This window comes from Variovorax sp. J22R115, from assembly GCF_030317005.1.
GTDB lineage: Bacteria > Pseudomonadota > Gammaproteobacteria > Burkholderiales > Burkholderiaceae_C > Variovorax.
The window spans coordinates 113,322-140,175 of the sequence record NZ_JASZYM010000001.1 but is presented as its reverse complement, the minus strand read 5'-3'; the positions used below and the strand labels follow the sequence as shown (position 1 = coordinate 140,175).

Below are 26,854 nucleotides of genomic sequence, written 5' to 3'. Positions count from 1 at the left end.
GCCCTGCTTCATGTGCTTGCCATGGGCGCATCGGCGGGCGTCGGCGCCCAGCCCTCGCCCGAACCGCTGCGGAACGAGGGGGGGATACCTCGTGAGGCGATGAAGGAGCCCGCGCCGCGACTGCGCGACCGGTTCTTAGATCCCCAGGATGGACAGCTCGACTTGAGCAGCTTCCTCGAGAACCCCCGGGGCTTCCTGCCGATCCCGATCGTCGTGACCGAGCCAGCCGTCGGCTACGGCGGCGGCGCCGCCGGCATGTTCCTGCGGCCGCGCAAGGAAGCGGGAGACGAAGGGTGGGCGCGCCCTGACATCTCGGGCATCGGAGCATTCGCCACGGAGAACGGGACGAAGGGTGCATTTGCGGGCGACGCCAGTCGCTGGATGGACGGTCGCTTGCGCACCTTGATCGGCGCCGCGACCGGACAGGTCAATCTCGATTTCTACGGCCTGGGCCCCGGGCTGCCATCGTTGGACCAGAAGGTGCGCTACTCGCTGCAGTTCGCAGCCGCCGTCGCGCAGGTCAACTGGCAACTCGCACCGAAGTCCCCGTGGGCGATCGGAATGCGATACGTCTTCGCCGACGTCGACCCGAAGCTGCGGGAGGAGCCCCAGCCTTCCGGTCTCGCCGACAGTGCCCGCGTGCAGATCTCCGCACCGACCGCCATCCTCGAATACGACACGCGGGACAACGTCTTCACGCCAACCCGCGGCGTCTATGCCGAAACGTCCTGGCTGGCCTCGCGCAAGGCCTTGGGGTCGACCGATGATTTCGAGCGATTCCAGCAGATCGTGATGGGCTGGCAGCCACTGGCGCATGGCGTCACGCTGGGCGCACGTGGAAGCTATGCCTGGTCGTCCGACGGCACCCCCTTCTTCCTGCGGCCGTTCGTCCAACTGCGTGGCGTCCCCGCGATGCGATACCAGGGCGACCAGGTCGCCTCCCTCGAAGTGGAAGCACGCTGGCGATTCTTTGGCCGCTGGAGCGGTGTCGTGTTCGCCGGGGGCGGAACGACACGTACCACTGTCGACAATTTTTCCGCCACGCAGAACGTGGGCAGTGGCGGTTTCGGCTTTCGCTACGAGCTGGCACGCAAGTTCGGTCTGGACGTGGGCATCGATGTGGCACACAGCCCCGGAACGACGGCGGTGTATCTGGTGGTAGGTAATAGCTGGTTCCGGCCTTGAGGCGAGCATCGGTCGCCGAGTTGTCCTGGCCTGGCCGTTCAATCTCGCTGGCCGGCACTGGCCTTGCGGGCATAGAACTCCGCGACTTCGGCAATTTCCTGCTCCGACATCGGTCGCGACATGTTGCGCATCTGGCCCAGCGAGTCGTTGCGTCGAGCACCTGTCTTGAAGGCCTTCAACTGCTCGACCAGATAGTCTTTGGGCATTCCCTCGATCCACGGTGCGCCGAGCTTCTGGTCGACACCGCCATGGCATGAGATGCACGGCGCGATGTTGCGCAGCGGGTCGCCCACGCGCACCAGCGCGGGCAGCGATTCGTCGTAGGTGGTGGGTGCCGTCCGGGCCTTTGGAAGGTAGGCGTAGTAGGCCGCGAGATCCTCGATGTCGCGCTGGGACATGTTGCGTGCCAGCGTCTCCATCAGGGTGTGCGAGCGCCGGCCTGCCTTGTAGTCGAGCAACTGCTTGATGACGACTTCGGGGTATTGGCCCGAGAGGTTGGGTGCGTTGGAGGTGCTCATGCCCTGCGCCCCGTGGCACATCGTGCAGTTCAGCGCGAGCGTCGCGCCTCGGCCCACTGCGGCAGTGTCGGTCGTGCGGACCATGCGCCGCTCGAGAACGACGTCCGTCGATGCGGGCCCGGCCTTCACATCCGATTCGCTGGACCAGTGGGCCGGAACGCCCGCCGCCCTGCAGATCGCGTCCCACAGGTTTTGCGCCGTGAAGTCCTTGTGGACCGACGGCAGCCAGACGAAGCCCACCAGCACGCACAGGACGGTGAACACGACCAGAGACACCACCGACCAGCGGAACCAGGCGTTGCGCCAGGAGTAGACGGCCGGGTCGCGCATCACCGGCTCCCGATGGGGATGACGGGCACCGAAGCCTCCTTCAGCACCGCTAGCTGAAAGATCGGGTACCCATAGTTGACGATAGTCAGGCCGATCATCATGGCCACCCACAGCCCGAAGCGGTTCAGCAGCGCCGGCGTATGCGTTATCGGGTGCGTCGTGCGGCTGAAGCTATAGGGTTGGACCGCGGCATCCCTGCGCTTGTGCGCGGTGGCGAGAATGTAGACCAGCAGGATGCCAGAGGCCAGCAGCACGAACCCGCCGATGGCTGACACGGTCACGGTCCAGGCCTGCGGCTGAATGTCCGGGTGGGTGTAGTCGTAGTACGCCATGCGCCTGGGCATGCCGAGCAGGCCCACCAGGTGCCAAGGCATCGACAGCACCATCATCCCGACGAACCAGGTCCACACCTGCCATTTGATGAGCTTCGCGGACAGCGGCGCGCATCCCGTGAGCTGGGGCCAGAGATCGTAGGCCACCATGAAGTACATCAGCACGATGGCGCCGGCAAATATCAGGTGGAAGTGGCCCGTGACCCACTGGGTGTTGTGCACCGTTTCGTTGAGCTGGTAGCTCATGTTGATGATGCCGCCGGCGCCGCCGAAGCCCAGCATCACGAAGGAGAAGGTGACGGCCAGCATCCAGGGGTTGTCCCAGGGCAATGCCTTCACCCAGCCGAAGAGGCCCTGGCCACCACGCAGGCGCCCGGCGATCTCCACCGACGCGACGATGGTGAAGACGGTCAGCAGAGTCGGAACGGAGACCATCGCGGTCATGGCCGCATGAACGAACTTGAAGCCTGCTCCCACCTGCGGATCGGCGAACAGGTGATGGATCCCGATGGGCATCGAGAACACCAGGAAGAGCACGAACGCGACGCGTCCCATGGTGTCGCTGTACAGGCGCCCACCAATGGCTCGAGGCACGATCGTGTAGAAGGCGATGTAGGCGGGCATCAGCCAGAAGTAGACGATGGCGTGCAGCGTCCAGGAGAAGAAGACGCGCGCGAGTCCAGCGTTGATGGTGTCCGTCAGGCCGAGCGAGGCCGGGAGGATGAGGATCAGCACCTCGAGCGCGGCCCCCAGGGACGTCCAGGCCCAGAGGTAGGCGCCGGCGACATTGCCGAACATCGCAAGCGGCACCGACTCGCCGGGCTGTTCCTTGCGCCAGGCATGCAGGTTGATGGACATGAGCGCGACCCATACCCACGACCCCACGACGACAAGCACCACGCCGAAGTAGTAGAAGGGGCTGGCGATCATCGGCGGATAGAAGGTATAGAGCACCGACGCCTTGCCGAGTGCCATCGTCACCGCCGCCATCATGGTGCCGGCGATGACCAGCCAGAAGCCAGCCCAGGCCCACCGAACTCCGACGAGGGGCCGCTTGAGCGCAAGCTCCGAGATGGCGTAGCCGAAGCCCATCGCCACGAGCGTCGGCAATACATAGGCCATCACCGTGCCGTGGGCAGTGACGGAGCGGTAGTAGTGCTCCGGGTTGTTGACCCAGGTGGCAAGGGGGCTGCGGATGTACATCTGCCACGCACCCAGGGCTAGTGCGCCCAGGAACGCGACGAACGCGACCCCGAAATGGGCGAGAACGAGTTTCCTAGCGTGAAACACAGTCCAGCCTTTCTCCCGCTTGCGCCTTGGCCAGGAACTCCTGGGGTGGCAGCACCTTCACGCGCGCCCACATCGCCTCGTGGCCGGTGCCGCAGTATTCATGGCAGGGCATCAACTGCTCGCCAGTCCTGGAGAAGCGCGTCGTGAAGGTGGCGACGAAGCCTGGAATGAGCATCGTGTTGGCATTCGTCCGGCCGACGATGAAACCGTGGATGGCGTCCGTGGCTGTCCCTCGGAAGGTCACCGGCATGTCCGCGGGAACGACGATGCACTGAGGAACGAAGGAGTATTGCTGCGCAACGAGGCGCACGGTGACCTTGCCGTCCGGTCCCAGCGCGGTCCCGAGATTGCTCTCGACGAACTCGCCCTTCAGGTGAACCGTATTCACGTCGATGGTCTCCACGCGGGACGGAGGCATCGCCGCCCAATGCAGCCCCGTGACGACCATCATCGCCAGGAGGATCACGATGATGGCTGCGACGACGAAGGTCCAGCGCTTCTCCGCCGCCAGCGCAATGGCCTCGGATGTGCCGTCTTCGGAGGACATCGCTGCCGTCACTGCACTGCTCCTCGCGGCAGGTAGGCGAAGATGTAGAAGATGAAATAGATGGCGACCACGATGGCGGTCGCCACACCGGCGACAGCGAAGGTACCGGAAGGCCCTCGTCTCACGATCTCGTCGACGCGACGGTCTTCGTCGTCGAAGCGCTCTTCCTGCCTTCCCGCTGATGTCATTTCCGCCTCCTCCTATTCGGGTATGAGCTTGCGCAGGTCATTGACCTGGGCAGGTGACACCGGGGTGCCACTGTTCTCCCAGGCGACGCGGATGTAGGTAACGACGGCGGCCGCCTCGTCGTCGTTGAGGATGTGATTGAAGGGAGGCATCCCGTACGGCCTCGGGTTCTTCCGGGTCCCGGGCGCGTAGCCGCCGTTGAGCACCATGCGGATCGAATTGACGGGCGACGCCATGGTGATGGACTGGTTGCCGGCAAGCGGCGGCAGGCCCGGCGGATGGCCCTTGCCCTCTTCGCCGTGACACATCGCGCATTGCTGAGCGTAGACCTTGCGGCCCAGCTCCATGACGTTCGGCGCCACCAGGCGCGCCTGGCTCGTGGGCGGCGGCTCGGAGTCGCGCTGCGGCAGTGCCTTTAAGTAGACGGCCATTGCCTCCACGTCCTCGTCGCTCAAGTACTGAAGGCTGTTGTAGGTGACCTCGGCCATCGGCCCGTAGACGGTCCCGCGGTGCGAGACGCCGGCCTGGAGCAGATCCTTGATGTCCTGAAGGCTCCAGTTGCCCAGCCCGGCTTCCCGGTTCGAGGTCAGCGATGGCGCGTACCAGTTCTGGTTCGGGATCATCCCTCCCTCGAACGCCTTCGATTCGCTCGAACCGCCCAGGGGATTCACGGCCGTGTGGCACATGGCGCAATGGCCCAGGCCCAGTACGAGGTAGGCTCCGCGGTTCCACTGGGCGGATTGCTTCGGGTCGGGTTGGTACTCGCCTTCGTTGAAATACAAGGCGCGCCAACCGACCAGTAGCTCCCGCTTGTTGTAGGGGAAGCGCAGCTCGTGCGGCCGGTTGGGCTGCTTCACCGGCGGCACCGACATCAGGTAGGCAAAGATGGCGTCCGAGTCCTCGCGCGTCACCTTGGTGTAGGAGGCGAAGGGCATTGCGGGGTACAGCAACGTACCGTCGCGGGACACGCCTTTGTGCATCATGCGATAGAACTCCTCGGGAGACCACGCGCCGATGCCCGTTTCCTCGTCCGGTGTGATGTTCGGAACATAGAGGTTGCCGAACGGTGTCGGCATGGCGCGGCCGCCGGCGAACTCCTGACCGCCCGGATGGGTATGGCACGCGACGCAGTCACCGGCTCGCGCGAGGTACTCGCCCTTGTTGATGACTTGCGTCGTGGCGTTGGGCGTCGTCGCTACCCCCTGGGTGGGGCGCAGCTCGCCGGGAAGCAAGTAGTACATCGCGGCAACGCCGATCACCCCGATCACCACGACCGCGCCAAGGAAGGTGATCCAGGGCCGACGCATGGCGACTACCGTTGGCTGCCACATGCCAGCGGCATGCGAACGAGGTTCGAGGACTCGGGTGAGGGGTCTCTGGGAGGATCTTGCTGCCCCAGCCAGGCGGCCACCGCGTTCACATCGATCTCCGTGAGGCGCACTGCAATCCTCTTCATGCAGTCGGGGTCGGCCGCATGCCGGTCGCCGACCCGCCAACGGGTGAGCTGCGCCGCGATGTAGCTTGACCGAAGCCCCACCAGTCCGGGAATGCCCGGGTTCATGCCAGTCAGCCCCGCGCCGTGGCAGGCAATGCACGCGGGGATTCCCTTCTGCGGGTCCCCTGCCGTCACCAGCGCCTTCCCTCGCGCCAGCGCGGCTGCATCGGCGCCGGCGTCTTCACGTGCGGCGAATGGTGGGCGCTGCTTGGCGAAATGGTCTGCGATCTCCTTGAGATAGGAATCCGGCAGATACGCGACGAGATAGTTCATCGGCGGGTAGCGCCGGGTGCCGTCGCGAAACGCCACGAGCTGGTTGTAGAGGTAGCCGGCCGGCTTCCCGGCGATTCGCGGGAAGTAGCCGTTGCTGGTCCCTTGCCCGCTCTGGCCATGGCAGGTCACGCAACCTTGAACTCTCGCTTCCATCGAGTCGAGTTCCTTGAATGCGGGCAGTGCGTCCTGCTGACCGAGTCCAAGGCTCGGCAACGCGACCGCGAAGCCGGCGAGGCATGCCTGCGCAAATCGACGTGAGTTGGTCACTTGGGGGGTCGCCAGCGATCGTTCGTGGGGCACTCGCGCGCAAGCATGCCGTACTCGGGCGCGCGCGTCCATCGAATTGTTGCGGCGTTCGCAGCGTGCTGGCCACCACGCGCTCGCGCACGTCACGCCGACACCCGTGCCGCTTTGACCCACGCTCACTTGCTGTGCCGTGGCATTGGTGGCCTGGATGAGCGCCGGATTCGAGACATCGAGGTTGGCGGTGATCCCGCTGCGGGAACCAGGCCGTTGAGCCAGTTGCCTTGCGAGAACCAGTCGGAGGAGACCGCGCCCGTCCAGTTGGACTGGGCCTGTACGAGGCCGAATCCGCCAGTGGTCAACAGCGCCGCGACAAGACCCAGGGTCGCGCGGTGGAGTGCCGGGCTGCTTTCGTCGTCCTCCTCGAAAGTGGACCCTTCGACGGCGGTTCGCGTCCTCACTTCGTAGTGAACGTGCTTTCGGCGCCGCCTTGAGCTTGCTCAATGCAGATCCAATCAAAAGTCGGGATGGGAACATCGACGCTGACGGCAGTCGAACGATCAGGCCTTGGAGTTGTAAAGCGCCTGAATCAGCCCCGAACGCCAGACAGTTCAACGCAATGTCATTTGCTGAATGTGACCCCCAATCGGAGGTCAAGTTTCGAGCTACCTGTCGTGCACCGGGTAGGGTCCTGGTGCTCCATGGTATGGGCAGAAGGCATGGCAGCGATGGTCTCCCGACCGTCGGTTGGCGCACAATGACACGAACTCATTGATGCCTGCCCTACTCCCCTCGCTCCTCAGGAATTCAACATGAAACATCGTTGTTGGATGGTGTTGCTGCCCGTCCTGCTATCGGCCTGCGCCACAGGATCCACGCATGGCGATAGCTCCGTGCAGCCCACGCTGTCGCCTGCCGATGTCCCCAGAGTCAAGGCGGAGATTCTCGCCATGCGCGACAAGACGCTCGACGAGCTCTTTGCGCAAAAGCCCGAGACCCGCGATGAAGTGAAGAAGGCGGTCGGCTACGCAGTGTTCGATTCCTCGCAGATCAACGTCCTGCTCTTCGTCGGGGCGCGCGGCACAGGGGTGCTGGTCGACAACTCAACGCAGGCGAACACCTTCATGCTTGCAACGCGCGCCGGCACCGGGCCGGGCATTGGATACAAGGATTTCCGCCAAGTTATGGTTTTCAAGAACAAGGAAGTGTTCGACCAATTTCGCAGGCTCGGCGCCGACGTCGCTGCGTCGGCCGACGCAACCATGAAGCTGCGCACCGCGGGATCATCGGCGGACATGTCCATGTCCTTCAATCCCTACGTGTCCACCTACCAGTTCACCGACAAGGGCGTCTTGCTGCAGGCCAATTGGGGCGGCGCCGCGTTCGTGCCCTACGCCCAGCTGAATCAGCCCTAGCGCCTTGCGCGGCGTCCCGACGATCCGCGAATTAGGCTGCACCGAGGTGCAATTGCCCCTCCGACCCTCCGTCCTATCTTTGCGATGCCAGGTCACGGCGCCGTGCACGAGGCCTTAACAACCGCCGGAGCCTGCATGACGAAGAAGAAGTCTCCTAGTCCTGTCGAGTCCGCCAAGGCCGGCGACCAGGAGCGGCAGATCATTCGCGGCCAGTAGCAGCCTTCGGCGCCCGCGCGAGCGATGACCGCTTCGGGTCGAATAGCTGACCGTCGGCATCACACTCGACCGAATCCGAAACATTGCATTCGGATATGGGGAGTTCGGCCCCGGCCTCGTTGCATCAGAACGTGTGGCGCAATCCGAAATCGTAGCCAGTGGCACTGCGCGGAGCAAAGCCCGAGGTAGCGGAGCCCGCTGGCAGATATGCAAGGCCACCAGCAGAAACACCCATGATCGCGGGATTGTTCTGACCATCGTTGACCCGAACCCGCGCCATGGTCGCGTAGAGTGCGGTCCGTTTGGAGAGGTTGTAAACATACCCGACCGCAAGCTTGCTTACGGAAGCATCTCGCTCTGGCGAACCCGGTGGCACCACTCCCAAGTCGTTGTCGAAATCCACACGTGCGATCGAGGCTTTGAACATCCCCGCGCCCAAAGGCACAGTCATCCCAATCATCGCGCCGTTGTAGTTGTCGTTCTCCTTGACCGCAGGGGGTCTGATGAGGCCCCGCCCCGGTCCCACTCGGTTTGTCCTGTCGCGCACTTGGGAGACTTCCCCCATGAGCTTCAGGATGCCGAAGTCATATGAGGCGCCCAGATTGACCGTTCGCAGGCTCTCCGAGAGCCAACCGCCGGTCGGAACGCCGGCGGCGGTCAAGGTCGCGGCGTCGGCGGCACTGCTTTCACCGTAGGCGACGGCAATATCCAAAGGGCCGCTGGCGTAGCCGAAGCGACCGCCATAGTAGCGGCCCTTCGTCGAGGGGCTGCCTGCAACGTTGCTGGAATCCACGTTCTCCGGTAGCGCATACATCAGCTGGCCGTAGAAGCCACCAAGATTTCGCGGAAGGAAGTATCCAACGCTGTTTGACGCGCGAACCGCGTTGTCGGTCGAAGACACTGGCGAGCCCGGTCCCCGAGCGATTGCGATAGCGCCGCTCACTGTCTTGATCAGGTTCTCGCCTACGCCAACCGCGCCCATGGGATCGAACACGCTTTCGTTCCAATAGGTTGGCACATAGTCGCGACCAAGACGAACTTCACCGAAGTTGTTGCTCGACAGGCTGACCGTGGACCGCCGCGCAAAAGCCGCATTGGGGATGAGGCCCGTGTCCTGGTTGAAGCCGGCCTCCAGCCAGAAGCTGGCAGCCAATCCGCCTCCAAGATCTTCGGTACCACGGAACCCGAACCGGCTTGAGGCGTTCCCGCCACTGGAGAGGGCAGTTTGGGAAAGCTGCACCTCGGCCGGCGTCGCAATGGGAGGCAGCGAAGCGATCGGCGAAAAATACAGCACGCTCTTCGTGCTGTAGTAGCTGACGGCTGCATCGGCTACGCCGAAAAGCGTCACGGATGATTGCGCCATCGCGGTCCCCGAAGCGGCAAGCCCTGCGAGGGCGAGGATGGATTTGCTCATGTCTTGTGTCACCAATACAGTTCTAAAAGTGTCGCGTGGTCCCCCGGAGGGCCGCTGGTGGCGCGCCCTCGGAAGCGTTGGGAATCGGGACCTCGCGGAGGCAGGTGGAGGCGGCTCGATCAATCCAAAACAAGGACAGGTGAGTCCTGAGGGGCGAGCGCCCCCTCGGCCACGACACCCTGCCATCGGCTGAGATCGTCATGAACGCGCCGGCGAAGCGCTGCAGGAGGTCCGGCCTCGACCTTGGCGCCCTGGCTTTCGAACCGTTCGACGACCTCCGGATCGGTCAGTACTTCGTTGAGCGCGCGGTTGAGGCGATCAATGGCCGGCCCAGGTGTGCCAGCAGGGGCGAAGAGTCCATACCACTGAACGACGTCCACGCCCGGAACGCCCATCTCCGCGAGCGTCGGCACGGCGGGGAGTGCCTCCAGGCGCTTCGGCCCTGCGACGGCCAAAGCGCGCAGTCGTCCTGCCCTGATGAACGGGTACGCGGTAAAGAGGCTGGGAAACATGATCTGCGATCGCCCGCTGACCGTGTCGGCGATCGCAGGTCCCGCTCCTTCAAAGGTCGCGTTCGCCATTGACGTTCCACTACTGAGCTGAAAAAGTTCGGCTGCGAAGTGCGGAGGCGTCCCGTCGCCAGCAGATGCGTAGCTGAAACACCGAGGGGTGTCCCTGAGCAGGCCGATGAGCGTGTGCAGATCAGGGGCGCCTCTTTCCGGATGGGCCACCATCAAGGTCGATGAAGAACCGACGAGCCCAACCGGTTCAAAATCGCGGACCGGGTCATAGCCCAGCCTTTGCAGAGCTGGGTTCATCGCGTGCGTACCGACGTAGCCGAACATCAAGGTGTGGCCGTCCGGCGCGGCGCCCGCCACGTATTCGCTTGCGATGGCGCCATTCGCGCCCGCCCTGTTGTCGACCACAATTTCCTGGCCGAGCAGCGGTCGCAGTTTTGCGGCGATGATCCGTGCCATCGTGTCGTTGCCGCCACCGGCGCGCGTCGGGACGATGATTGTCAGGCTTCTACAGGGGAAGTCTGACGTCTCGGCGTCTTGTGCTCCTGGACGCGAAAATACGTAGTCAGGCAGATGCAGTTCGCCCTGCATGATCTTCCGGGCCGTTCGAACCAGGGCTGCTCGCTCGACCGTCGCAGCATCGCCGTGCCCCGCCAGTTCGACTTCAACATCAATCTGACCTGCGGGATGCAGCACGACGAGGCCATGCCGCCCCGGCTCGCGCGCCATGCCGCTCGCCACCGTCCCAGGCAGGGCAAATGCGCTGGCGACACCTATGGCTCCGGTTACCGCATGTGATGCGTGACACTTGCGCGGGGTGAAGTAGCGCGAGGTGATGCTGTCATTCGACGCGCCTGCGCTCACGAGCACCGGCTTGGGTATGACGCTGTTGGACACATCGCCGAGTCCCATCCTGCGGCCGGCCTCCAGGCGAAGGGTTTCCAACCGCTCGAGCAAGGGGACGTTTGCATCCAGCGCTGCTGGTTTGTCATCTCCTTTCACTCCCAGATCAGCCGCGCGCACGATCATCAGCGGCATCGCCGCATCGATGCAGGTCACCTCGATCCCGTCGATGGTGTCGATCCGTTTGCCGGTCGGGAAAACATGACCAGTGACTGCACCCCAAGCGTCAAGAAAGTTGAGAAGGATGGGTGCCGCCGTACCGGCTACGCCGTCGATGCGCGCGTCGCCTTCGTAGGTCACACGGCCGCCCGGCGTCCGAACGGTCACGTCGATGCGCGACCCGGTGTTGACGTTGTAGACACGAACGCTGGTGGTTCCGTTCGTCGCAGGAATCAAACCCTGCTCGATTGCGAAAGGCGCAACGCCCGAGAGCATGTTTCCGCAGTTGGGCCGCGTGTCGACCGACCGGTGCCCGACGCCTACCTGCGCGAAGAGATAGTCGATGTCGCAGCCCGGCTGCGACGAGCGCGACACGATGGCGACCTTGCTGTTCAAAGTGCTGCCGCCTCCCACACCGTCGAGCTGGAGCGGATCGGAGGCACCGATGGCGCCGATCAGCGCCTGGTCACGAGCCTCGTCGCCCTCGGGCAACCAGTCACGCAGAAAGAAGGGTCCGCGTGAAGTACCGGCGCGCATCAGCACGCAGGGGATCGATCGGTTCATCTCAATCCGCGGTGATCTTGGCGGCCTGGACCACCTTCTTCCACTTGACCTGCTCCTGCGCAACATAGGTGCGCATCTCGTCGGTCGTCATGGTGGAGACCTCGGCGCCGTGGTCCTCGAGGCGCTTGATCACGCTCTTGTCGGCCAGCACCTCATTGAGCACCTTGTTGAGCTGTTCGATCACTGGCTTGGGTGTCTTCGCCGGCGCGAAGATGCCGTACCACTGCGACACGTCGACGTCGGCGATCCCTTGCTCCTGAAGCGTGGGTACCTCCGGCATGAGCGCCGAGCGCTTGGGGCCTGCAACGGCCACCGCCTTCAGCTTGCCGGCCTTGACATACGGCATCGCTGTGAAAAGGCTCGGGAACATCACCTGCGTCTGTCCGCCGATGGTGTCGGTGATCGCCGGCGCGGACCCCTTGTACGGCACGTGCAGCATGCTCGTACCGGTCGAGAGCTTGAACATCTCGGCGGCGAAGTGTGGCGCGGTGCCGTTGCCTGCGGAGGCGTAGCTGGTCTTGTCCGGAGCGGCCTTAAGCATCGCCACGACTTCCTTCGCGTTGCCGGCTTTGACGGCGGGATTGAGCACCATCAGCGTCGCCGACGACCCGACCATGCCGACGGGCTCGAAGTCCTTGACCGGGTCGTAACGAAGCTTCTGCAGGGCGGGGTTCATCGCGTGCGTTGCGATGTAGCCCAGCATGAGCGTGTAGCCGTCCGGGGCGGCTCGCATCACGTACTCGGTGGCAATCGCGCCGTTGGCGCCGGCCTTGTTGTCGACGATCACCGGTTGCTTGAGGATGGCCGACATCGCCTGCCCGATGACGCGGGCCATGGCGTCGTTGGCACCCCCTGCCGCTGTGGGAACCACGAGGGTGATCGACTTCTCAGGAAAGGCGGCTGCTGCGCTGCCGCAGGCCACGGACGCAGCCAGCGCGACAGCTGCTACGAGGCGAATCTTCTGGAACTTCAATTTGTCTACTCCGGTGGATGTCTTGGTACTGGGTCTGAAACGGGAGGCTTCTTGTTGTTTTGGCCTTGGGTGAATGTTCGGCTCATGGAAGACTTCTGTGAATTGCATGTTTAGGATCGATTGATGCACACTGTGGATCAGTGAGAGTGCTTCAGGAGGCAATGCGCATGGCCATCAACTTCAATCTCAACGACCTGCAGGCGTTCCGGGCGGTGGCCGAGCTCAACAGCTTTCGCAAGGCGGCCGAGGCGCTGCATGTATCGCAGCCGGCCTTCAGCCGGCGCATCGAAAAGCTTGAAGAAGCACTTGGGGTGCGGCTCCTCGACCGCACCACCCGGCGTGTGAGCCTGACCTCGGTAGGTCGCGACTTCGATCGCAAGGTGCAGCAGCTCCTGGACGACCTTGACCACACGCTGCTGGGCATCCGCGGTGTGGCAGCCACGCGCATGGGCGAGGTGACGATCGCCTGCGTGCCTTCGACCGTCTACTACTTCCTGTCGCAGGTGATCTCGCGCTACCACGAGCGCTACCCGAAGATCCGGGTCAAGGTCTTCGACGCCAGCGCGAACGAAGTGCTCTCCGCCGTATCGCGCGGTGAGGCTGACTTCGGACTGAACTTCGTTGGAGGCAAGGAGGCGGACATCGAGTTCAAGCCCTTGCTGGAGGAGCGTTTCGTTGCGGCTTGCCGGCGCGACCACCCGCTCGCGAAGAAGCGCCGCGTGAGCTGGACCGATCTGGGGCAGTACGACTACATCTCGGTCAGCAAGGCATCGGGGAACCGGCTGCTGCTGGATCAGGCGCTGTCAGGCCTGCCTGGCCGTCCACAGAGCATCTATGAGACCCAGCACGTCACCACAATGCTCGGGCTGGTGGAGGCGGGCCTGGGCGTGGCCGCGGTGCCCTCGATCGCCATGCCGGATGCGGACCATCCGCTGCTTGTGAGTGTTCCGCTCTACGACCCGGTGATCACCCGAAAGATCGGCCTCATCCGACGAAAAGGCCGGACCTTGTCCCCGGCAGCGCAGCAGCTCTATGCATTCTTCTCTGGCATGAAAGCAAAGCGCGGCAAGCCAGATGGCCGCCGCGCGGTGAATTGAGAAGCTGAAAGCGGGCCGTACCCGAAGCCCGCCCCCGGATTCAGTGGGCTGTGCCGGTGTGGCCGAGCGGCAACTGCAAGTCTCCGGACCCTTCTTCGAGCTCGTGCTCGGTGTTGGCGTAGTTCGCCGCCAGCTCGCGCTTCAGTACGTCTCGGTCGCAAGCGTTTTCCCAGATGGAGACCACGATACAGGCCACTGCGTTGCTGATGGTGCTGGTGAGCGCCCGAGCCTCGGACATGAAGCGATCGATCCCGACGATCAGCGCCACACCGGCCACTGGAAGATCAGGCATGACCGTGAGCGTGGCCACCAAGGCGACAAAGCCACTGCCCGTCACCCCCGCTGCGCCCTTGGAGGTGAGCAGCATGATGCCCAGCATCGAGCCGATCTGGAGCCACGACAGATGGATGTCGCAGGCCTGGGCGATGAACATCGACGCCAGCGTGAGGTAGATGGCCGTCCCGTCGAGATTGAACGAATAGCCTGTCGGAAGCACCAGCCCGACCACGCCCTTCTTGCATCCAAGCCGTTCGAGCTTGAGCAGGAGTCGGGGGAGGACAGGTTCGCTGGATGAGGTGCCGAGCACGACCAGCAACTCTTCCTTGATGTATCGCATCAGCTGCCACAGCTTGAAACCGTGCAGACGCGACAGCACGCCCAGCACCACGACGACAAAGAAGATGCAGGCCACATAGAAGGTGCCGATCAGCAGTCCGAGCGAGCCGATCGACTGGATGCCGTAGCGCCCCACTGTGAATGCCATCGCGCCGAAGGCGCCGATCGGTGCCAGCCGCATGATGATGCCGAAGGCCGCGAAGAGCATGTGCGAGAAGCCTTCGATGCCCTCGAGCACCGGCTTGGCCGCCGTCCCGATCTTCGTCAGACCGAATCCACAGAGCACTGCGAGCAGCAGTACCGGCAACACCTCGCCCTCAGCGAAGGCGCCGACGAACGCATTCGGGATGATGTGCATGACGAAGTCGGTGAAGCCGTGGATATGCACCTGGTTCGCGAAGCGGGTCGCCACGGAGGCGTCGAGGTTCTTCGGATCGATGTGCATCCCGGCGCCCGGCTGGATCAGCAGGACGGTGGCCAAGCCCGTGAGGAGCGCAATGATCGTCAGGGCGTAGAAGAGTCCCATCGCCTTGAGCAGGGTCTTGCCGATTTCCTTGGAGTCGCCCAGGGACGTGATGCCGCTCACGATGGTGCAGAACACCACCGGCGCGATCATCATCTTGACCAGCTTGACGAAGCCGTCGCCGAGCGGCTTGAGGGCGGCGCCGAACTCGGGCCAGTAGTGGCCCACGGTGATACCGAGGATCAGGCCGATCAGGACCTGTACGTAGAGAAGCTTTAATACTTTGCGGATGTTCACGACGTTGTCTCCAGATTCAGGGCGCACAGATGCGTACCGGTCTGCGCCGGCTTGGTCGACAGTGAAGGGCCAGGGTCTGGTCAGCCGCGCGCGGTGAGCACACGATCGACCATGACGCCGGCTTGGCCGAGGTTGTTGGCCGGGTCGCACATCGCATCGAGCTGGGCTCGCGTGACGTGCTTGTTGATCTCCGGGTGGGCGGCCAGGATCTCGATCAACGGACGGTTGTCGGAGAGTGCCTGACGGCACAGGTCATAGACCAGGTCGTGAGCGTATTCACGGCCAATGTACGGGCCCAACCCCATCATCACGGCCTCGGACATCACGAGCCCGTTGGTGATGTCGATATTGGCGCGCATGCGGGTGGCGTCGACCTCCAGGCCCTTGAGAATGAACTTGGTCTGCTTCAGCGCGCCTGACATCAGGCAAAAGATCTCCGGCAGCGACACCCACTCGATTTCCCAGGGGCCGGTCGAGCGCTCGTGGTCTGCCACCATCGCATCCATCAGCGCGGCCGCGTGCTGGCGCGCGACCGAGATGTTGGCGTGAATGTAGAGGCAGGAGATCGGGTTGCGCTTTTGCGGCATCGTCGACGACGAGCCGCGGCCCGGCGCGAAGGGCTCGAAGACCTCCGCCACTTCGGTCTGCATCATCAGCTTGACGTCCATCGCGATCTTGCCGAGCGAGCCGCCGACCAGCCCGAGGAAGGCACCGACCTCCGCGATGGTGTCGCGCACCGTGTGCCACGAGATCAGCGGCTGGGCCAGTCCCAGCTCCTTCATCAATCCGGCCTGGGTGTCCATGGCGCCCTTCTCCAGCGAGGACAAGGTGCCCGATGCGCCGCCGAACTCCCCCATGAGGACGCGCGGCTTGAGCTGCTGCAGGCGCTCGCGGTGACGATCGATGCCCGCCAGGATACTGGCCATCTTGTAGCCGAAGGTGATCGGCGTGGCCTGCTGAAGGTTGGAGCGGCCGATGACGGGCGTGTCGCGGTATTTCTTGGCGAGGGCCGCGAGCGCATCTCCGATCTCGTCCAGATCCTGCTCGACCAGCGCGAGGCCTTCGCGCATCTGAAGCACGGCGGCCGTGTCGGTGATGTCCTGCGTGGTGGCACCCCAGTGGCAGTACTCGCCGAGCTTGTCCCGGCAGTTCGCATTGATCTGGTTGACCACGGCAATGATGGGATAGCCGATCTGCTCGGTCTTGGCCTTGAGCTTGTCCCAGTCGATCTGCGACAGGTTGCAGTTGCGGACGATCTCATCGGCCGCTTCCTTCGGGATGATGCCGAGCTCGCCCTGGACTTTCGCAAGGGCGCGCTCGATGTCCAGGTACTTGGCGGTGCGGTTCTCGTCGGACCAGACGTCGCGCATACGCGAGTCGCTGAACATGTCGCCGAAGATGCGTGAGTCGATGATGGTGGAGGCCATGGTGTGTTGTCTCTTTCTGCGGTGGAAGTTGGTGAATGAGGTCTGTCAGCTGCGGGCCAGGGCCAGCGTGCGTTGCGCCTGGAGCACCACGGGACGGTCGACCATGCGGCCGTCGAGGCGGGCTGCGCCGGGCGATGCGGCATCGGCAACCAGGACGCGGTTGGCCCAGTCCAGTGCCTCCGCGGTCGGACGCAGTGCGGTGTGAATCGGCTGTACCTGGCGCGGGTGGATACAGAGCTTGGCGCCGAAGCCAAACCGTCTGGCCTCGGCCAGATCCGACATCAGCCGCGCCTCGTCGTCGAGCTGCGGCGTGACGCCGGCGACCGGTGCCGGCAGGCTCGCCAGGCGCGAGGCGATCGCGATCCGGCTGGCTGCATAGCCAAGGCCGGAGGCGTCCGTCGAGATGTCCATGTCGAGGTCCAGTGCGAAATCGAGCGTTCCGAACACCAGGCGTTGCGCGCCGGCGGCCGCAATGCGGTCGACTTCCGACACACCGCGTGCGCTTTCGATGAGCGCGAGGATGCCCGCGTCGGGCAAAGCCGCCTGGGTCTCTTCGATCTGCGCGGCCGACTCTGCCTTGGGCAAGAGCAAGCTGATCCCATGCGCGTCGCCCAACGCCGCAAGGTCCGCGGCAAACCAGGACGAGTTCGCGTCATTGATACGCACGACGACGCGCGACCGGTCTGCGGGCGTCGCATTCTGCAGCCATGTCGCGACAACGCCGCGTGCAGTGGCCTTGTCGTCGGCAGCCACGGCGTCCTCGAGGTCGAGAACGACCTTGTCGGCACCGCTGGCCAGCGCCTTGTCAAAACGTTCCGGGCGGGTGCCAGGCACGAAGAGGTAGGTGCGCGCAGGAGGCGGTAGTTCAGCGGGCATGGTGGCGACCTCAGACGGCTTTGGATGTGTGCAGTCCGGCGATCTCGGCCGCGCTGTAGCCGAGCTCACCCAGGATCGCGTCCGTGTGTTCGCCGAGCGCTGGCACGGGGTCCATGCGGGGACCGGTATCCCACGTGCCGGGAGGCAGCATGGCGGGAACCGGTCCCATCGCCGTCCCCACCTCGGTCCAGCGCCCACGTGCCTCGAGCTGCGGATGCGCCCAGACTTCCTTCATGGTGTTGACCTGTGCGTTGGCGATCTGCGCGAGCTCGAGCCGCTCGACCACCTGCCTGCCAGTCAGGGGCTGAAAGGCGTCCACGATGATCTGGCGCAACGCAACCCGCTCTGCCACACGCTTGAAGTTGGCGGTGAACCTCGGATCGTTCGCGAGATCGGGTTGCTCCAGCACCTTGTCGCAGAAGCTGACCCATTCGCGCTCGTTCTGCAGACCGAGCATGACGGTGGCGCCGTCGCCTGCCGGGAACGGACCGTAGGGATAGATCGTCGCATGGCTGGCGCCGGTGCGCGGCGGAGGCGCGGCGCCTTCGAATGCGTAGTAGAGCGGGTAGCTGGTCCATTCGGCGAGCGACTCCAGCATGGAGATGTCGATGCGTTGGCCCTTGCCGGTCTGGCCGCGCTGCAGTAGCGCCGCCAGGATGCTGCTGTACGCGTACATGCCGGCGGCGATGTCCGCGATCGAGGGGCCCGCCTTGCAGGGCTCTTCGGGCGTGCCTGTCACGGAGACAAAGCCGGCCTCGCTTTGGATCAAGAGGTCGTAGGCCTTCTTGTCCCGGTACGGGCCGGGATTGTGCGGGTCGTCCCCGTACCCAGAAATGTCGCAGACGATCAAGCCTGGTTTGACGCCGGCCAGCTTGTCGTAGCCCAAGCCGAGGCGCGTTGCAGCGCCCGGTGCCAGGTTCTGCACGACGACGTCGGCTTTCTCCATGACCAGGCGCTCGAGAATCGTGGCTGCCTCGGGGTGCTTCACGTCGAGCGTGAGACTTTCCTTGGAGCGGTTGGTCCAGACAAAGTGCGACGCCAGGCCGCGAACGCGTTCGTCGTAACCGCGGGCGAAGTCGCCCGAACCTGGGCGCTCGATCTTGATGACGCGGGCCCCGAGGTCAGCCAGTTGACGAGTGGCGAAGGGCGCCGCAATCGCGTGCTCCAGCGTGACGACGGTGATGCCATTGAGTGGCTGCATGAGTTTGTCTCTCTTGATGTTGTGGTTGGGGCGGGGTCAGCGCAGCACTGCGGTAGCGTCCATCGTCAGCCAGCCGTCGTGGTCCGAAGCCCACAGACGGATGGTCTTGCCGTCGGCCTGAGGTTGGCCGCTGACGTGGAAAGCGTTCAGGTCGAAAGTCGGGCGGACGGCCTTGAAGCGAAAGCTTGCGACGTCGGCTTCGGGCAGCTGGCGGCGCAGGAGGTCCATCAGAAGTGTCGCGATCAAGGGACCGTGAACGATCAGGCCTGGATAGCCTTCGACCTGAGTCACGTACTGGCGGTCGTAGTGGATACGGTGGCCATTGAAGGTGAGCGCCGAATAGCGAAACAGCAGCACGTCGTCCGGCACGATCTCGCGGCGCCAGGCAGCATCGGCCGGGGCGGCCTGGGGCGGTGGCACTACATCGTTCGGGCCCTGTGCTTCGCGGTAGACGATGTCGTGGAACTCGACCAGGGCCGGCTCGACGGCCTCGTTGCAACGTACTTCGTGACGCACCTTCACGAATACAAGCTTGCCGGTGCGGCCTTCCTTGGTCGTGACGTCATCGATGGTCGAGGTGCGTACGACACGGTCGCCTACGCGAATCGGAGAGCGGAACTCGAACTGGCTGCCGGCCCACATGCGTCGAGGCAACGGAACCGGCGGAAGGAAGCCGCCGCGCTTGGCATGGCCGTCAGCGCCGATTTCGCTCTGTCGATGCATCGGCAGGAAGTAGAGCCAATGCCAAAGTGGAGGAAGCGTGGTGCCCGCAATTGCCGGGATCGCCGGATGGTCCAACGTCGCCGTCAGTGCGACCATGGGGGTAGGGCTAATGGTGTCTTCGATTCTTTCGCTGCGTCCGACCCACGATTGCAGCTGATCTTGCTGTGCGTCCAATGTTGTCTCCTTTGCCAGCTGCACCAAATGGCAGCAGATCTGGGAGCAAGTGTGCGACGCAGGCTAACTTAAGGGAATTGCAATGTTTGGTCCTATTGATGCACGCGGCGCAATAAACGCCATGCTCCCGAGTGGCTAGGAAGGCTCGCATGCACCCTCTCGTGCTGAGCACTCGTCACACCAGCTCCTCGAGACTGAAAGTCCGCTCGCTTGTGCGATGCGGTCGTTCGCTCCCAAAGCCATGGGACCGGAATGGGCCCGGAGCTCCGATTCGCGACTTGCGGGAGCTGTCGGTCGCGCACGGTGTCGTCTTGATCGTCCGTTGCGACCCGTGCTGACTTCATCGACGATGTCGGCGAGATCAAGTTCCAATGTAGACCGGCCGTTCGTCAAGAAAAGGGCCAAGGTCGGGTTTCGGCGACCGCGGTCATTGGCAGCCAGATTCGAAGGGCAGCAGACAGTCTTTTTCTGCCGTAGGCCCTTGTGGTTCGGTCGGCGCTAACCGGCCATCAGTAGACCTTTGCGCCCTAACCCTTGGAGTACGGTCTGCAACCGCAAGCGGGCTTTCAAGCAACCATCCTGCGATTTCCGACCATCGGGTCACTGGACGAGGGAGAAATTCTGGACGCGCATGCCGTTGTCGACTTCACCGCAAAGAGATTGCCCTGGGAGTCGATGGCGACGACCGATTGAATCCGCAACTGCAAAGTAGGCGTTGGGCAGCCAACTGGCAAATCAATCCTCCAGCCCGCACCCCAAGGCCGCAAGGCGTGCACACGCGCGCGGCCACACAGCGGGGTTCACCAGTCGCTCGGGCCGCTGGCCGGTCGTGAGCAGTTGCTTGATCTGCGTAGCGGCAAGCGCGGCGTTGTTGCGCCGCGCCTCCTGCGTCACACCGGCGGTGTGGTACGTGGCCACTACGTTGGGTAAGGCCAGCAGCGGGTGAGTCGGAGGCGGAGGTTCCTGCTCCCACACGTCCAGCCCTGCTCCCGCCAAGTGGCCGTTGGCCAGGGCCTGGGCCAGCGCGACCTCGTCGTGGATGCCGCTGCGCGCGGTGCTGATGAAGATGGCACCCGGCTTCATGGCGGCGAAGCGCGCCGCGTTCATCAGGCCCAGCGTGTGCGCGTTGCGCGGGCAGTGCAGCGAGACGATGTCGGACTGCCGCAGGAGCTCGTCGAAGCTCACCGCCTCGGCGCCGCGCCGCGCCATCTCCTGCGCGTCCAGCCCCGGATCGCTGCCCAGCACGCGCATACCGAAGGCGCGGCCCAGCGCGGCGGTACAGCTGCCGATGGCGCTCATGCCCACCAGGCCCAACGTGCGGCCTCGCAGTTCACGGCCCATCAGATCCTCCCGGCTGAAGCCGCGTTCGTCGCTGCGCAGCCGGCGATCCGATTCAGCAATGCGGCGCAGCACCGACAGCATCAGGCCCAAGGCCATTTCGGCTACAGAATCGGCGTTGCCGCCCGCCTGGTTCAGCACCATCACGCCTGCCCGAGTACATGCGTCTATGTCGATGGTGTCGCAGCCCGAGCCATTGGCGGACACGGCCAGCAAGTGGGGACAGCGCTCCAGCAGCGCGGCGTTGGCGAACAGCTGTGGCGGCAGCTCATCCCTGGCGGAGTTGGTCTGCAGGACTTGCGCGTTGGCCAGCGCCGCCCCAAGCACGGCATCCGGGCTATCCATTGCGCAGGTCTGCAGCGCGATGGAAGGTTCGATGGACAGGATGCGGTCGAATTCAGGATCCATCCAGAAACCGAATCGCACGACGTTGTACGGGTGGGTGGCCATGTCTTGGCGGATGCATGAGTGTTGTACGGTGGGCATGACGCGCAGTCCATCAGCCGCCGAACTGCGGCGTGCGTTTTTCCAGGAAGGCCGACACCGCTTCACGGTGGTCCGCCGTCTGATGTGCCAGCGCCTGATGCGCGGCCGACAGCTCCAGCAGCGAAGCCAGGCTCATGTGCATGCCTTCGCGGATCAGCCTCTTGGTCATTCGCGTGACCTGGGGCGGATTGGCGGCGATCTCATCCGCCAGGCGGTTGGCTGCGGCGAGCAGTTCCTCGGGCGCCACCACTTGGGACACCAGGTTCCATTGCAGTGCGGTGGCGGCATCAATCGCCCGGCCGGTGAACGACAGTTCCGCCGCGCGCGCCAAGCCAATCACCCTCGGCAGCAGCCAGGCACCGCCATCTCCCGGCACGATGCCCATCTTCACGAAGCTTTCGGCGAAACGCGCGCTTTCCGACGCGATGCGCAGATCGCACATGCAGGCCAGATCGAGCCCCGCGCCGATGGCGGGGCCGTTGACGGCTGCGATCACCGGAACCTCCAGGTTGAACAGCGCCAGCGGCAGGCGCTGGATGCCCTGGCGGTAATCCTCGCGGATACGCATGCCGTCCACATCACCGGAGGACTGCTCCTTCATCTTGCGGATGTCGCCGCCGGCGCTGAAGGCCAGCCCTTCGCCCGTCAGGATCACCGCGCGCACGCCACGGTCGGCGCTGATCTTGTCCACCGCTGCCAGAAATTCCTCGACCGCCGTGTTGCCTGTCAACGGGTTGCGCTGCTCGGGCTGAGACATGGTCAGCGTGACCACGTGGCCACGCTGCTCGTACTTCAGGAATGTGCTCACGATGCGCTCCCTTCGGTCTTCGGAAAGTCGTACAACCGTGCCGGGTTGTCGACGAGGATCCGGTGGCGCTGCGCTGGGTCCGGCACCCAGGTTGCGAGCAGGTTGCGCAGCTCGCCGGCATCCGGCATTGGCGCGACCGCGACGTGCGGCCAATCGCTGCCCCACACGACCCGATCGGGCGCCGCCTCGACAAGCGCCTGCGCCCAGGGCGTCACATCGTCGTATGGCGCCGGCAATTCACTGATCCGGTACGCGCCGGAGAGCTTTGTCCACCAGCCGTGCTCGCGCAGAAGATGCTGGAGCGCCTGAAAGCCGGGATGCTGTCCACCGAAAGCCACTGGCATGTGGCCCATGTGATCGACGACGATCGGCACCGTCAGCTTCTGTAGGCGCGGCATCAACTCCGGCAGTTGCCGGGCGTCGAGCAGCAGTTGCAGGTGCCAGCCCATGTCCGTGATCTTCGCGGCCAGGGTTTGCGCCGCATCCAGCCCTACCCCGCCGCCATACAGCACGTTCAGGCGCAGCCCACGCACGCCCGCCTCATGCATCGCTGTCAGTTCGCGCTCCGACACGTCGGGCGAAACGACGCCGATGCCGCGCAACCGGTCCGGGTGACGGCGCAGCACTTCGAGCATGTAGCGGTTGTCCGTTCCGTAAACGCTGATCTGCACCAGCACGCCGCGATCCATCCCGGTAGCGTCGAGCATCGCGAGATAGTCGTCTTCAGGCGTGGGCACCGGCGTGTAGCTTCGGTTCGCCACCAGCGGATACGTGGACTCGTCTGCCGCGACGACGTGCGCATGCGTGTCGCACGCGTATTGAGGAATCTCATACGTTGCGGGGCGAAATGTCTTCGGCGGAGTGAGGCAGCTTGATTCGATCTTCATGATTTCGTCCGTTGAGAGCAACTTCGATCACGCCAACGCGTGGCGCCACAACACGGCTTGGTCCACCAGGCGGCGGCGCTGCACCTTGTTGACGCCGGTGTCGCGCGGCAGGGCTTCGATCCGCAATATCTCCACGGGCCGCATGATTCCGGGCAGAGACTTGATGACCGCCGTGGTGCGCGCCAGATCGAGGTTGGGGTCGGTCACGAACAGCACCGGGCGCTGGCCGCTGACGGCATCCGGCTTGCTCCAGAGCGCGAACTCGGAGAGACCTGCCTCGGTCTCCAGCTTGCGCTCCACGTAGTCGATGGGCACGTACTCGCCATTGACGCGGATCGCCTCGCTCAGGCGCTCGATGAAGACCAGGTTGCCATACTGATCGACGCGGCCCCGATCGCCGGTGCGGAACCAGCCTTGCTCGTCCAGCGACGGGTCGATCACACCGTCGCGCAGGTAGCCGGAAAACATGGTGTCCTTGGACAGTTCCCGCACCAGGATCTCGCCGTCGTCGGACAGCTTGGCATCCATGTCGAAGCGCACACGCCCGGCGTACTGCGTCGGTCCTTCCTCCGCGGGCTCCGCGTCGCCCGGGCGCAGTTGCCACAGGTGGCACAGGCCGCCCGCTTCCGTCGAACCGTACAGGGTGATGCCCGTCGGTACGTTGAACTTCGTCAGAAACTCCTCCGATGCGAAGAACACGGCGCGCAGTTGGTGGCCGTCGCTGTCCTGCGTGGTGGTGTCCCTGAGCAGCATCTTCAGCGGTGTGCCGTGCAGCACCACGGCCGATGCGCGGATGCGCTTCACGGTGCTCCAGAACTCCGCTGCGGAAAAGCGCCTCGTGCCCAGCGTGCTGGCCCCCGCGGTCAGGCCCGCCACCACGCCATAGCCCAACGGGTTGATGTGGAACATGGGCATGGGGGCGTAGACCACGTCGCGCCACGTGTAGCCCATCGAGTCGGCGATGAAGCGGCCGAGCCGGATGAAGTAGGTGTGGCTCTGCGCGCAGAACTTGGGGCGTCCCGAGGTGCCGGAGGTGTGCATATAGCTGGCGATGTCGCCGCCGGCGCACTGCGCGCCCCAATCGGCCGCGTCGCCCGCATCCGCCGTGCCCGATGCGCTGGCGCCTTCAGCGAGCGTCAGCGTCACCTGGCCGTCCCAGGCGCGGCGTGCGTCCAACTGCCCCCACGCCGGGCTGGCAGGCGCGGCGAAGGCGTCGTCGAAGCAGGCGGATGCGTCGGGCTTCAGGTCCATCAGCATGTCGCGCAGCAGTTCTTGCGGATAGTGCGGATTGATGAGCGCGGTGCGCACGCCCATGAGTTGAGCGGCCATCCACAGGATCAGGTAGTGCTCGCTGGTGGCGCCGATGAATGCCACGGTGGAGCCCCGGCGAAGTCCGGAGGCAGCCAGTTGCCGTGCCAGGTTGCGCGCCAGTTCCAGGGCATCGCACAAGGGCTTGGAAACCTGGTCCGTGCCATAGAGCGCCTGCGGGGAGCGCTTGGCCGCGCTGGTGATGAGTTGTGCAAGATTTTGATTGCTGAACATGGGAGTGCCAGTGAGGTGAATGAGGGAGTGGAAGCCGTGTCAGGCCACTGGCGAGGCCGCCAGTTGATCGAGATTCAGGCGCCCCAGATAGCGCCCGATCGTGTTCTTGAGCACCTCCATGGAGCCGCCGCCAATTTCGAAGGTCTTGGCGTCGCGCCAGTAGCGATTGAAGGGCGAATTGACCATCGTTCCGTAGGCGCCACACACCTGAATGGCCTTGGCCGTCACGCTGTTGGCCACGTTGCAGCACATCAGCTTGGCCTCGCTCGAATGGCGCTCCACGTCACGCTGTTCGTCAATCGCGTCCGCCGCCTCATACAGCAGCAGGCGCGCGGCATCGATCTGGGCCACCGATTCGGCGAAATACCACTGGATGCCCTGGAAGTCATAGACGAACTGGTCGAAGGCCTTGCGTTGTCGCACGTAGGCCAGCGACTCCTCGAAGGCCATGCGTGCCAGGCCGATCGACATGGCGGCATTCAGCGTGCGCGAATAGTTCAGATTGCGCACCACCACCTTCAGGCCTTGGCCCACCTCTCCGATCAGATGGTCGTGAGGGATCCGCACGCCTTGCAGCAGCAGTTCCACGTGCGGCCCGTTGCGAAGGCCAAAGGTCTCGCTGCGGTCGCTGGCGAAAGTGCTGACGCCCGGCGCGTTGCGCGGTACGGCGAACACGCCCAGGCCTTCGTCTGTTTGCGCCAGGATGATGAACAGATCGGCGCCCGTGCCGGAGGTGATGAAGGACTTCTGCCCGTTCAGTTCCCAGCACTCCGCGTCACGCACCGCGCGGGTGTCCAGCGTGCGGATGTCGCTGCCATGGTTGCGCTCCGTCAGCGCGTAGGACGCCTTGAGGCCTTGCGCGAATCGGGGCAGATAGCGCTCGCGCAGGCTTTCCGATCCCACGCGCAGGATCACGTTCTGCGCCTGGAAGTTCGAGTTCAGCGAGATGCCCACCGAAGCGCTGGCCGCCCCCACTTCCTCGAAGAACGAAACCACTCGGCGAAACGAGCAGCCGCCGCCACCGTACTGCTCGGGCACGATGAGTGCATTGAATCCATGCTCTGCCGCGCGCTGCACGACGTCGGCCGGATAGCGGTCATCGCGGTCGATCCCGGCAGCCACCGGCTGTACGTGCGTTCGGGCAAATTCCCGGAACGAATGGACGGTTGACGCGTCCTCGAACTCTTTCCAGAGCGTCATATTCATGTCTCCTGTATTGGTGACCAGCGCAAAGTGCGGGATCTCGGCATGACGAGGGCTCTTCCTCCATCACTGCCTTGTCGTCGCCATGAGGAATCATAAGAAGTGATCGCCGTGGCCGTAAAATAGAGATTTGTGATTCCAGCATCAGCGCTTGGCATGGCCGGCACTCGAAGGCTGTGTCGACGTCGCGAAGCAAGATGCCCGCGGTCGCACTGGCGACTACGCCGGGCGTGCCTTCACACTGTCAAGACGAGCGTCGCCCCTCGACACACGGCGGGTCGCGTTCGCTCACGTCAGAAGGTGGTTCCTGCGTCGGTGGCCCGCGCGAGCGTTCTTCGAGCCTGCAAAACGACCGGAAGATCCACCATTCGGCCGTCCAACTGGACGGCCGCACCTGCGGCCTGCGCGTCGGCAGCGATGACACGTCGGGCCCACGTCAATTCTTCTTCGGTGGGCAAAAGCGCCTGGTGAATCACGGCCACCTGACGTGGATGGATGCAGAGCTTGCCGCCGAATCCGAAGCGAAGCGCGCGGTGGGTGTCGTTGCGCAGCCGCTGCTCTTCTCCAATCTGGACCGTCACGCCGTCCACTGCTGGAGCGAGGTGGTTCAGGCGCGAGGCGATGGCAATCGCGAAGCGCAGAGGCGCCAACTCGCTCTCCGACTCGTCGCACTGCAATCCCACATCCGCCATGAAGTCGATGTTCCCGACCACCAGCCTGATCACACCGGGCGCGGCAGCCAGCGAGGGCAAGGCGGCGTAGCCGGCCGCGCTCTCGATGAGTGGCAGGAGCAATACGCCATTCAGGCTGTCGTGCACCTCGGCCAGCGACCTGGCCGATTCCACCTTGGGCAGCATCACGGCGGCCGGTGGGGGCATCCGCTTCAACCAGGACAGATCCTGCATTCCCGCATCGGTATCGGCAGGGTTGATCCGCACCACCAGGAGGACGCCGAGGTTCAGCAGTCGCTCCCATTCGCGTTCAACGGCCTCGCGCGCCATTGCCTTGTCTGCAATGGGCACGCTGTCCTCCAGATCAAGGATGACAGCGTCGGCGCCGCTGCGAATCGCCTTGTCGAACAACGCGGGGCGGTTGCCGGGCGCGAACAACAGGCTGCGCGCAAGGGCGCAGCGGTCGGGTGTCTCTCGGGTCATAG

At 64.3% G+C, this 26,854-nt stretch carries 23 protein-coding genes; 3 read left to right on the top strand and 20 right to left on the bottom strand.

The annotated features are described in order from the left end of the window. The first annotated feature begins 162 nt into the window (after positions 1-162). Positions 163-1,185, top strand: coding sequence for a hypothetical protein (locus QTI04_RS00575; RefSeq protein ID WP_286613731.1), 1,023 nt, complete (start codon positions 163-165; stop codon positions 1,183-1,185). Positions 1,186-1,223: 38 nt separating this feature from the next. Here QTI04_RS00575 and QTI04_RS00570 read toward each other — a convergent pair whose 3' ends face one another. Genes QTI04_RS00570 through QTI04_RS00545 form a run of 6 tightly spaced genes read right to left on the bottom strand, consistent with a single transcriptional unit; the run spans position 1,224 to position 6,309 of the window. Then, a complete protein-coding gene (locus tag QTI04_RS00570) occupies positions 1,224-2,033 on the bottom strand; it encodes a c-type cytochrome (RefSeq protein WP_286602569.1) in 810 nt (269 codons plus the stop codon). After that, the gene (locus QTI04_RS00565) at positions 2,033-3,655 is read right to left on the bottom strand and encodes a cbb3-type cytochrome c oxidase subunit I (RefSeq protein WP_286613730.1); all 1,623 of its coding nucleotides are present in this window, start codon (positions 3,653-3,655) and stop codon (positions 2,033-2,035) included. Before QTI04_RS00565 ends, QTI04_RS00570 begins: the two co-directional genes overlap by 1 nt. Beyond that, positions 3,642-4,202, bottom strand: a complete 561-nt coding sequence (locus QTI04_RS00560) for a cytochrome C oxidase subunit II (protein WP_286602667.1) — start codon at positions 4,200-4,202, stop codon at positions 3,642-3,644. Before QTI04_RS00560 ends, QTI04_RS00565 begins: the two co-directional genes overlap by 14 nt. Positions 4,203-4,210: 8 nt before the next feature. After that, the gene (locus QTI04_RS00555; protein WP_286602565.1) at positions 4,211-4,390 is read right to left on the bottom strand and encodes a hypothetical protein; all 180 of its coding nucleotides are present in this window, start codon (positions 4,388-4,390) and stop codon (positions 4,211-4,213) included. A gap of 12 nt (positions 4,391-4,402) precedes the next feature. After that, positions 4,403-5,695, bottom strand: a complete 1,293-nt coding sequence (locus QTI04_RS00550; protein ID WP_286602564.1) for a cytochrome c — start codon at positions 5,693-5,695, stop codon at positions 4,403-4,405. Between the two features lie 5 nt (positions 5,696-5,700). Further along, entirely contained in the window at positions 5,701-6,309 is a 609-nt protein-coding gene (locus QTI04_RS00545; RefSeq protein WP_286614138.1) for a c-type cytochrome, read from the bottom strand. A gap of 902 nt (positions 6,310-7,211) precedes the next feature. Here QTI04_RS00545 and QTI04_RS00540 point away from each other — a divergent pair. Next, positions 7,212-7,814, top strand: coding sequence for a hypothetical protein (locus tag QTI04_RS00540; RefSeq protein ID WP_286602562.1), 603 nt, complete (start codon positions 7,212-7,214; stop codon positions 7,812-7,814). Between the two features lie 340 nt (positions 7,815-8,154). Here the strand turns inward: QTI04_RS00540 and QTI04_RS00535 are convergent, their stop codons facing one another. From QTI04_RS00535 to QTI04_RS00525, 3 genes are all read right to left on the bottom strand, one after another. Continuing rightward, positions 8,155-9,444, bottom strand: a complete 1,290-nt coding sequence (locus QTI04_RS00535) for a porin (RefSeq protein WP_286613728.1) — start codon at positions 9,442-9,444, stop codon at positions 8,155-8,157. Positions 9,445-9,563: 119 nt separating this feature from the next. Continuing rightward, a complete protein-coding gene (locus QTI04_RS00530; protein ID WP_286613718.1) occupies positions 9,564-11,588 on the bottom strand; it encodes a 4-oxalomesaconate tautomerase in 2,025 nt (674 codons plus the stop codon). A gap of 1 nt (position 11,589) precedes the next feature. Then, positions 11,590-12,561, bottom strand: coding sequence for a tripartite tricarboxylate transporter substrate binding protein (locus tag QTI04_RS00525; RefSeq protein ID WP_286613716.1), 972 nt, complete (start codon positions 12,559-12,561; stop codon positions 11,590-11,592). A gap of 167 nt (positions 12,562-12,728) precedes the next feature. Here QTI04_RS00525 and QTI04_RS00520 point away from each other — a divergent pair, with 167 nt between their 5' ends. After that, positions 12,729-13,658: a LysR family transcriptional regulator gene (locus tag QTI04_RS00520; protein WP_286602555.1), complete on the top strand. Its 930-nt coding sequence runs from the start codon at positions 12,729-12,731 to the stop codon at positions 13,656-13,658. 40 nt (positions 13,659-13,698) lie between these two features. On the opposite strand, the gene dctA is transcribed toward QTI04_RS00520, so the two are convergent. The 11 genes from dctA to QTI04_RS00465 form a co-directional block, all read right to left on the bottom strand. Further along, a complete protein-coding gene (gene dctA, locus QTI04_RS00515; RefSeq protein ID WP_286602553.1) occupies positions 13,699-15,033 on the bottom strand; it encodes a C4-dicarboxylate transporter DctA in 1,335 nt (444 codons plus the stop codon). Positions 15,034-15,113: 80 nt separating this feature from the next. After that, positions 15,114-16,460: a 3-carboxy-cis,cis-muconate cycloisomerase gene (gene pcaB / locus QTI04_RS00510; protein WP_286613715.1), complete on the bottom strand. Its 1,347-nt coding sequence runs from the start codon at positions 16,458-16,460 to the stop codon at positions 15,114-15,116. A 45-nt stretch (positions 16,461-16,505) separates the two neighbouring features. Continuing rightward, complete coding sequence (locus QTI04_RS00505; RefSeq protein WP_286613713.1) at positions 16,506-17,336, bottom strand: CoA ester lyase; 831 nt, start codon at positions 17,334-17,336, stop codon at positions 16,506-16,508. A gap of 10 nt (positions 17,337-17,346) precedes the next feature. Next, complete coding sequence (locus QTI04_RS00500) at positions 17,347-18,537, bottom strand: CaiB/BaiF CoA-transferase family protein (RefSeq protein WP_286613712.1); 1,191 nt, start codon at positions 18,535-18,537, stop codon at positions 17,347-17,349. A gap of 36 nt (positions 18,538-18,573) precedes the next feature. After that, positions 18,574-19,434, bottom strand: a complete 861-nt coding sequence (locus QTI04_RS00495) for a MaoC family dehydratase N-terminal domain-containing protein (protein WP_286613711.1) — start codon at positions 19,432-19,434, stop codon at positions 18,574-18,576. A gap of 735 nt (positions 19,435-20,169) precedes the next feature. Further along, positions 20,170-21,258, bottom strand: coding sequence for a hydroxyacid dehydrogenase (locus QTI04_RS00490; RefSeq protein WP_286613710.1), 1,089 nt, complete (start codon positions 21,256-21,258; stop codon positions 20,170-20,172). A 13-nt stretch (positions 21,259-21,271) separates the two neighbouring features. Beyond that, the gene (locus tag QTI04_RS00485) at positions 21,272-22,066 is read right to left on the bottom strand and encodes a crotonase/enoyl-CoA hydratase family protein (protein WP_286613709.1); all 795 of its coding nucleotides are present in this window, start codon (positions 22,064-22,066) and stop codon (positions 21,272-21,274) included. Next, the gene (locus QTI04_RS00480) at positions 22,063-22,953 is read right to left on the bottom strand and encodes an amidohydrolase (protein ID WP_286613708.1); all 891 of its coding nucleotides are present in this window, start codon (positions 22,951-22,953) and stop codon (positions 22,063-22,065) included. The genes QTI04_RS00485 and QTI04_RS00480 overlap by 4 nt, the downstream gene beginning before the upstream one ends. Before the next feature lie 27 nt (positions 22,954-22,980). Next, entirely contained in the window at positions 22,981-24,495 is a 1,515-nt protein-coding gene (locus QTI04_RS00475) for a class I adenylate-forming enzyme family protein (protein ID WP_286613707.1), read from the bottom strand. A gap of 39 nt (positions 24,496-24,534) precedes the next feature. Further along, positions 24,535-25,695, bottom strand: a complete 1,161-nt coding sequence (locus QTI04_RS00470) for an acyl-CoA dehydrogenase family protein (RefSeq protein WP_286613706.1) — start codon at positions 25,693-25,695, stop codon at positions 24,535-24,537. Positions 25,696-25,991: 296 nt separating this feature from the next. Next, entirely contained in the window at positions 25,992-26,852 is an 861-nt protein-coding gene (locus tag QTI04_RS00465; RefSeq protein ID WP_286613704.1) for a CoA ester lyase, read from the bottom strand. Positions 26,853-26,854: the final 2 nt, after the last annotated feature.

Excerpts from the sequence above, each read along its gene's own strand:
- QTI04_RS00465 (WP_286613704.1), bottom strand. The coding sequence starts at position 26,852 with ATGACCCGAGAGACACCCGACCGCTGCGCCCTTGCGCGCAGCCTGTTG.
- QTI04_RS00520 (WP_286602555.1), top strand. The coding sequence starts at position 12,729 with ATGGCCATCAACTTCAATCTCAACGACCTGCAGGCGTTCCGGGCGGTG.
- QTI04_RS00470 (WP_286613706.1), bottom strand. The coding sequence starts at position 25,695 with ATGACGCTCTGGAAAGAGTTCGAGGACGCGTCAACCGTCCATTCGTTC.
- QTI04_RS00475 (WP_286613707.1), bottom strand. The coding sequence starts at position 24,495 with ATGTTCAGCAATCAAAATCTTGCACAACTCATCACCAGCGCGGCCAAG.
- QTI04_RS00530 (WP_286613718.1), bottom strand. The coding sequence starts at position 11,588 with ATGAACCGATCGATCCCCTGCGTGCTGATGCGCGCCGGTACTTCACGC.
- QTI04_RS00490 (WP_286613710.1), bottom strand. The coding sequence starts at position 21,258 with ATGCCCACCGTACAACACTCATGCATCCGCCAAGACATGGCCACCCAC.
- QTI04_RS00570 (WP_286602569.1), bottom strand. The coding sequence starts at position 2,033 with ATGCGCGACCCGGCCGTCTACTCCTGGCGCAACGCCTGGTTCCGCTGG.
- QTI04_RS00540 (WP_286602562.1), top strand. The coding sequence starts at position 7,212 with ATGAAACATCGTTGTTGGATGGTGTTGCTGCCCGTCCTGCTATCGGCC.
- QTI04_RS00560 (WP_286602667.1), bottom strand. The coding sequence starts at position 4,202 with ATGTCCTCCGAAGACGGCACATCCGAGGCCATTGCGCTGGCGGCGGAG.
- QTI04_RS00505 (WP_286613713.1), bottom strand. The coding sequence starts at position 17,336 with ATGCCCGCTGAACTACCGCCTCCTGCGCGCACCTACCTCTTCGTGCCT.
- QTI04_RS00535 (WP_286613728.1), bottom strand. The coding sequence starts at position 9,444 with ATGAGCAAATCCATCCTCGCCCTCGCAGGGCTTGCCGCTTCGGGGACC.
- QTI04_RS00545 (WP_286614138.1), bottom strand. The coding sequence starts at position 6,309 with ATGGAAGCGAGAGTTCAAGGTTGCGTGACCTGCCATGGCCAGAGCGGG.
- QTI04_RS00555 (WP_286602565.1), bottom strand. The coding sequence starts at position 4,390 with ATGACATCAGCGGGAAGGCAGGAAGAGCGCTTCGACGACGAAGACCGT.
- QTI04_RS00480 (WP_286613708.1), bottom strand. The coding sequence starts at position 22,953 with ATGAAGATCGAATCAAGCTGCCTCACTCCGCCGAAGACATTTCGCCCC.
- QTI04_RS00500 (WP_286613712.1), bottom strand. The coding sequence starts at position 18,537 with ATGCAGCCACTCAATGGCATCACCGTCGTCACGCTGGAGCACGCGATT.
- QTI04_RS00550 (WP_286602564.1), bottom strand. The coding sequence starts at position 5,695 with ATGCGTCGGCCCTGGATCACCTTCCTTGGCGCGGTCGTGGTGATCGGG.
- pcaB (WP_286613715.1), bottom strand. The coding sequence starts at position 16,460 with ATGGCCTCCACCATCATCGACTCACGCATCTTCGGCGACATGTTCAGC.